The sequence below is a fragment of the Aeromicrobium sp. genome (assembly GCF_049586495.1).
Lineage (GTDB): Bacteria > Actinomycetota > Actinomycetes > Propionibacteriales > Nocardioidaceae > Aeromicrobium.
In genome coordinates this window covers 1-5,937 of record NZ_JBAVCB010000072.1, presented here as the reverse complement: position 1 = coordinate 5,937, position 5,937 = coordinate 1, and the positions used below count along the sequence as shown (strand labels likewise).

The following is a 5,937-nucleotide window of genomic DNA, read 5'->3' as shown; positions in this document are numbered from 1 at the left end:
TGCGTCGCGTCACCGTGATCGAGCAGGGCGCTGCCAAGCTCATCCCGGGTGATCTGGTCGACCGCGCGGTCTTCGAGGAGGAGAACCGTCGCGTCGTCGCCGAAGGTGGCACCCCCGCCTCCGGCCGACCGGTCCTGATGGGCATCACGAAGGCCTCGCTGGCTGTCGAGTCGTGGCTGTCGGCCGCCTCCTTCCAGGAGACGACCCGCGTCCTCACCGATGCTGCGATCCACGGCAAGTCCGACTCGCTGCGTGGTCTGAAGGAAAACATCATCATCGGCAAGCTGATCCCGGCCGGCACCGGTCTGGATCGCTACCGCAACATCAAGGTGGAGCCCACCGAAGAGGCTCGTCAGGCCGCCTACGCCGTCACCGGCTATGGCGACTACGACTACGGTTTCGGCGGCGACCAGGCACCGGTGATGCTCGACGACAGCGACTTCTCCTTCGAGAACAGCTGACCGTCGGCTTCAGTCGACCGCAGGCCCCTCACCCGTGTGGGTGGGGGGCCTGTTTCGTCGTCCGCCGACGAGTCACACCGAACGGGTGGGGCTCACGGCCGGTGACTCTGCAGCGGGTGTCCGTGACTGGTCGGAGGAGGTGGCGACCTCGCGAAACAGCCAGGTCAGATTGGGTTCGAAGAGCGGTCGGAAGACTCGCCTGACCACCTCGAGCATCAGCAGGTTGGCCAGCGCGATGGCCGCGATGATGGCGCCGATGACGGCCACGACGCCGTAAGCCTCCAGCGTGTCGAACAGACCGAACTGCTGGTTGAGGATCAAGATGATGTACCCGTGCAGCAGGTAGCAGTAGAACGTGCGCTGACCGAGGCGAGTGGTCCATGAGCGCCGCCGGGGTATCAGCGCGAGCGCAGCGAACGACAGGGTGAAACCGATGACCAGCAGCTCGGCACGCTGCGTGATCCCCTCCAGCGGGGTCGAGTTCAGGGGCGATTCGTCGTAGCGGGCCTTGTACAGCAACCAATCGGTCGTCCAGTTGCGTGAGTACAGGTAGCACAGGACGAACGCCACGGTGAGAATGATTGCTGACGCGATCCGTACCGGGGTGCGAGACAACGTCAGGAAGCGCTCGCGGGTCATGTGCAAGCCCACGACGTAGAACGGCAGAAAGCCGAGGATCTTGGGCAGGGCCAGCACATTGGGCACCTCGATCAGACCCACCAGCAACGAGATGACGATCGACGTGGTGATCGGGTACTTCAACGCGCGCCAGATGGGGGTGGTCAGGCGCCACACGAACAGTGCGGCGAGGAACCACCCGAGCCATTGCGGGGACAGCAGCGCCAACGGATCCGGTCGACCGGTGTAGTGCCGCATGAGCAGCTGCAGCGTGGTCTCCACGAGCAGATACGGCACGACCAGCGTGCTGATGATGCGTTTCACCTGGCGCGCATCGCCCATGTAGCGGCGGGCCGTGTAGCCGGAGATCACGATGAAGAAGGGCATGTGGAAGGCGTAGATCCACACGTACACCGCCCGCGCTGAGTCCATGGCCACGAACTGGGTCAGCGAGTGACCAATGACGACCAGCAGCATGACCCAGTAGCGGGCGTTGTCGAGATAGGCCACTCGCTCCTTGGGAGCTGCAGTGACGACCGGTAGTGATTCCAGGGCGCTCATGATCTGCGATTCTAGGGGGGAACCGCACGCCGACTGGAAGGCACTGATGAACGACGCCCACTGCACCCAACGACTGGGCGCGTACGCGATCGTCTTCCGCACCGACCACGGGGACGAACGGGTGTTGCTGACGCGGATCTCGCCAGTCGGATTCCCGCCCGGCGCGTGGACGCTGCCCGGCGGGGGAGTGGACCACGGAGAGTCGCCGCGCCTGGCGGTCGAACGCGAGCTCTATGAGGAAACCGGACTACGTGCCGTGACGGTCCGGCTCGTGGACGTGCATGACGTGCACGTGGTCGACATCGGTCGCGACGACCGGTACGAGGACTATCACGGGGTCCATCTGCTGTTCGCGGTCACTGTCGATGCAGACGTGCCACTGCAGGTGATCGACGTGGGAGGCAGCACGGATCTGGCGCAATGGGTCCGGCTGGAAGATGTCGGCGACCTGCGCGTGCTTCCCATGGTCACCCACGTCCTGGAGCGTCGGGAGCAGTTCTCGGAGTGAGGGCGGGGCGGCCGGACGTCAGGAGGTGCTGTCGGGCGGGTACACCATCAGCAGCACGTAGTTGCCGCGGGCCGACAGCACGTAGGTCGCACGGTAGAAGGTGTCGCCCTTGGTGCCGCTGTAGGTCGTGCTGACCTCGTTGAGCTCGACGGCCACGTCCTTGGCGATCGGACCGTCGGCACGGTCGGCGACCCACTTCTCGGCCAGGCTGTCGGCCGACGCAGCCTTGTCGGTCGTCAGCTCCACGAATGACGGCTTGAACCCGCTGAGCAGGATCGTCGCGTCGTCGGGAGCAACGAAGTCGTCAGCCAGAGGAGTGGAGCGGGGGGCGTCCAGATCCATGCTCGGCCAGAGCAGACCCGAGGGGTCCGGCGTGTCCTGCACCTCCCGCACGTCGCCGATGTCGCCAGACTCTCGTTCGACCTGACCGATGCGGGGATCGCCGACGTACTTGAGCTGCAGCGTCATGACGGGACGGCGCAACGCCGACGGTGCTGCCGTGCGAGTCTTGACGTTGCCAGGATCCACCGTCACGATGACGTTGACCTCGCGTTGGTCCGACGTGGTCCCGCTGACGTCAAGTCGACATGCGGAGATGCGTTTCTTCGTCGACTCGCACCATGAGTCCAGATCGGTCGGCACGTCGGCCTTCGGCAGCATGGCCTCCAGCTGCGCCAGCATGCGACCCACCACCTGGGTCGGATCACCGTCGATCCGCATCACCGAGATGACCGTGTCGGGAAGTGGCTCGTCCTCCAAGGTGGTGAAGGTGTCGTCGCTCGGCCGGTCGTCAGGAGCCGGGGTGGGGGCGGTGGCGGTGGGATCTTCGGACTGGCGCTCGGCCAGCTTGGCACGCGCGTCAGCGGCCTCTTGTGCCTCGGCGGCCTGCAGGTCGGGGGCGTAGGTGGCGATGAGCTGTTCGCTGCGGATGCGGGTCAACGGGCCGAGCTGGGTGGCGCCGTCGGGGACCTGCAGGCCGTACCCGAGCGGGCTCTCCGGCCCGGACTCAAAAGGTGCAAGATCGGAGTCATCGGCCGTCGGGGCGGGCGTGGGAGCGCTCGACGAGGCAGTCGACGGGGTCGGATCGGGGTCGCCGGTCGAGGCCTGACAGCCGGACGCCACGATCGCGAGGGCGGCCGCCGAGGCAGCGATGCGGTGGGACTTGCTCATGAACACGCGGTCTCCTTCGAGCCCCAGCCTAGATTCCTCCACCCAGCGGCTCTCGCGCAGGAGGTCGTTTGCGTAGGGTGCTGAGCATCACGACACAGGAGGTTCACCCGTGAACCAGTTCGCACCCGAGCGTCCCGAGACCGTATTCACCTACGGAGCGCCCGGGCTGAAGTTCGGTGTCGGAGCACGATTCGAGCTCGGTCACGACCTGGCCCAGCTCGGCGCGCAGCGGGTGCTGGTCGTCACCGACCCGGGCGTCGCCGCCACCGGCTCGCCCGCCGAGATCATCCAGACCTTGGCGCGCAGCGGCATGGAGGCGGTGCTGTTCGACCGCGCCCGGGTCGAGCCGACCGATGGAAGCCTCGAGGAGGCGATCGCCTTCGGTCGCGCCGAGGGGCCGTTCGACGTCATCGTCGCGATCGGTGGAGGCAGCAGCATCGACACCGCCAAGGCAGTCAATCTGCTCGTGACCAACGAGGGCGAGCTGATGGACTATGTCAACGCCCCCGTCGGCGGCGGCCGGGCGCCCGCGAAGCCCCTTCTGCCGCTGGTGGCGATCCCCACCACCACCGGCACGGGAAGCGAGAGCACGACGATCTGCGTGCTGGACGTGGTGAGTCAGCACGTCAAGACCGGCATCTCGCACTCTCGTCTGCGCCCGACGCTTGCTGTGGTCGACCCTCAGCTGACCCTCACTCAGCCCGATGGCGTGACAGCCGCGTCCGGCCTTGACATCTTGTGTCACGCACTGGAGAGCTACACGGCGCGACCCTTCACGTCCTATGAGCACAAGCAAGCCAATCAGCGCGTGCCGTACTGCGGCGCGAATCCGATCGCCGACATGTGGTCAGAGAAGGCGTTGAGCCTGATGGCCACGTCGTTTCGGACAGCCGTGCGCCACGGCGACGATCTCGAGGCTCGGACGCAGATGGCGATGGCTGCCACGTTTGCCGGTCTCGGATTCGGCAATGCAGGTGTCCACATCCCGCACGCCAACGCTTATCCGATTGCCGGCCAGGTCAAGAACTTCCGCCCCGCAGGTTATGACGCCGATCACGCCATGGTGCCGCACGGCATGGCCGTCTCGCTCAGTGCGCCGGCCGCCTTTCGTTTCACCTTTGACGCGGCTCCTGACCGCCACGTGCGCGCTGCCGAGCTGCTGGCGCCTGCGGCGCTTCGCCCTGACGACGCGGCCGAGTTCCTGCCGTCCGTGCTGGCGGCCGTGATGCGTGACGTCGGGATCCCGTCCGGTCTGGCCGAGGTCGGGTTCGACAGCTCTGACATCGGCGGGCTGGTCGAGGGCACGATGATGCAGCAGCGGCTGTTGGCCACGGCGCCGCGCGAGGTGCGCGCGGACGACATCGCCACGATCCTTCAGCAGTCGATCGAGCTCTGGTGACCAACGCTCCCGACCGCAGGTCGACGACCGATGACGTGTTCGTGCGGCTGCGGCAGCAAATTCTCACCGGCGAGCTCGGTCCGGGCAGTCGTCATTCGGTCTACCGGCTGTCCGACGAGCTCGGCGTGTCGCGCACGCCAGTGCGTGAGGCGGTGCTGCGGCTGGCCGATCTGGGACTGGTGACGATCGAGCGCAATCGCGGCATCACGATCCGAGGCGTCCGCGCCGAGGATGTCCGTGACGTGTTCGAGCTGCGGCTGATGTTGGAGGTTCCGGCCGCTGCTGGAGCTGCCGAGTCCGCCGACGACATCCTGGTGGGCCGGTTGAGCACGGAGTTGGAGGCCATGCGGTCGGCAGCGCGAACCGGTGACGAGGTGGCGTTCACCTGGCACGATCGCGCCCTGCACGCCGCGTTGGGAGAGGCGCTCGGCAACGTGCTGCTGACCCGCGAAGTCGATCGCCTGCGCGACTCCATCCAGGTGCGAGGCGTGTCGACGATGGGCCGCTCGCGCACGATGGCAGATGTCGCCGAGGAGCACGCCCCCATCGTCGAAGCGGTCGCCGCTGGCGACGCGGCCGCCGCTGCGACGGCCATGCGCGAGCACCTCGAGCACACCGCGGCGCTGCTGCTCGACGAGGTCGGCGCACAACTCGCCGTGCGCACGTGGGCATCGCGCTCGTGAAGTAGCATGCTACCCATGTCCGCACGATCGCCCGCAGGTGTCATCGCAGCTCGCGATGTTGCGGCCACCATGCGGCGTCTTGGCGTCCGCGACGTCGACGATTCGACCTTGGCCCGCGCCCTCTACAGCACCGACGCCTCGCTGTACCGCGTCGAGCCTGCCGTGGTGGTGCATCCACGCAGTGTTGAGGACGTGCTGGCGGTCGTCACTGCTTGCGCCGAGACGGGCGTGCCGCTCACGTCACGCGGAGCGGGCACCTCGATCGCCGGCAATGCCATCGGTGCGGGGGTCGTGATGGACTTCAGCCGACACCTCAACCGGGTGCACGAGGTCGATCTCGAGGCACGGACCGCCCGGGTCGACCCGGGCGTGGTCCACGCCGCCCTGCAGCGATCTGCTGCGCCACACGGTCTGCGGTACGGCCCCGATCCATCGACCCACACCCGGTGCACCGTCGGGGGCATGATCGGAAACAACGCGTGCGGCAACCGAGCCCTGGGATACGGCCGAAGCGCTGACAACGTCGCCGGCTTGCAT

General features: G+C 67.0%; 6 protein-coding genes and 1 pseudogene. 5 read left to right on the top strand and 2 right to left on the bottom strand.

What is annotated here, in order from left to right; translation table 11 throughout:
* Positions 1-461: pseudogene (locus tag WB508_RS04205) on the top strand (DNA-directed RNA polymerase subunit beta'); the annotation flags it as partial.
* 72 nt (positions 462-533) lie between these two features.
* On the opposite strand, the gene WB508_RS04200 reads toward WB508_RS04205, so the two are convergent.
* On the bottom strand, positions 534-1,640 hold the full coding sequence (locus WB508_RS04200; protein WP_423843631.1) for an acyltransferase family protein: 1,107 nt from the start codon (positions 1,638-1,640) through the stop codon (positions 534-536).
* A gap of 46 nt (positions 1,641-1,686) precedes the next feature.
* Here WB508_RS04200 and WB508_RS04195 point away from each other — a divergent pair, with 46 nt between their 5' ends.
* Positions 1,687-2,148 carry an NUDIX hydrolase gene (locus WB508_RS04195; RefSeq protein WP_423843630.1) on the top strand — a complete coding sequence of 154 codons (462 nt, stop codon included), beginning with the start codon at positions 1,687-1,689 and terminating at the stop codon, positions 2,146-2,148.
* 18 nt (positions 2,149-2,166) lie between these two features.
* Here WB508_RS04195 and WB508_RS04190 read toward each other — a convergent pair whose 3' ends face one another.
* A complete protein-coding gene (locus WB508_RS04190) occupies positions 2,167-3,318 on the bottom strand; it encodes a hypothetical protein (protein ID WP_423843629.1) in 1,152 nt (383 codons plus the stop codon).
* Between the two features lie 109 nt (positions 3,319-3,427).
* Between WB508_RS04190 and WB508_RS04185 the strand changes: the two genes are divergently transcribed.
* The 3 genes from WB508_RS04185 to WB508_RS04175 all read left to right on the top strand — a co-directional run.
* A complete protein-coding gene (locus WB508_RS04185; protein WP_423843628.1) occupies positions 3,428-4,717 on the top strand; it encodes a hydroxyacid-oxoacid transhydrogenase in 1,290 nt (429 codons plus the stop codon).
* Positions 4,714-5,400: a GntR family transcriptional regulator gene (locus tag WB508_RS04180; RefSeq protein ID WP_423843627.1), complete on the top strand. Its 687-nt coding sequence runs from the start codon at positions 4,714-4,716 to the stop codon at positions 5,398-5,400. Before WB508_RS04185 ends, WB508_RS04180 begins: the two co-directional genes overlap by 4 nt.
* Positions 5,401-5,415: 15 nt before the next feature.
* A partial coding sequence (locus WB508_RS04175; RefSeq protein ID WP_423843626.1) for an FAD-binding oxidoreductase occupies positions 5,416-5,937 on the top strand: 522 nt, incomplete at its 3' end.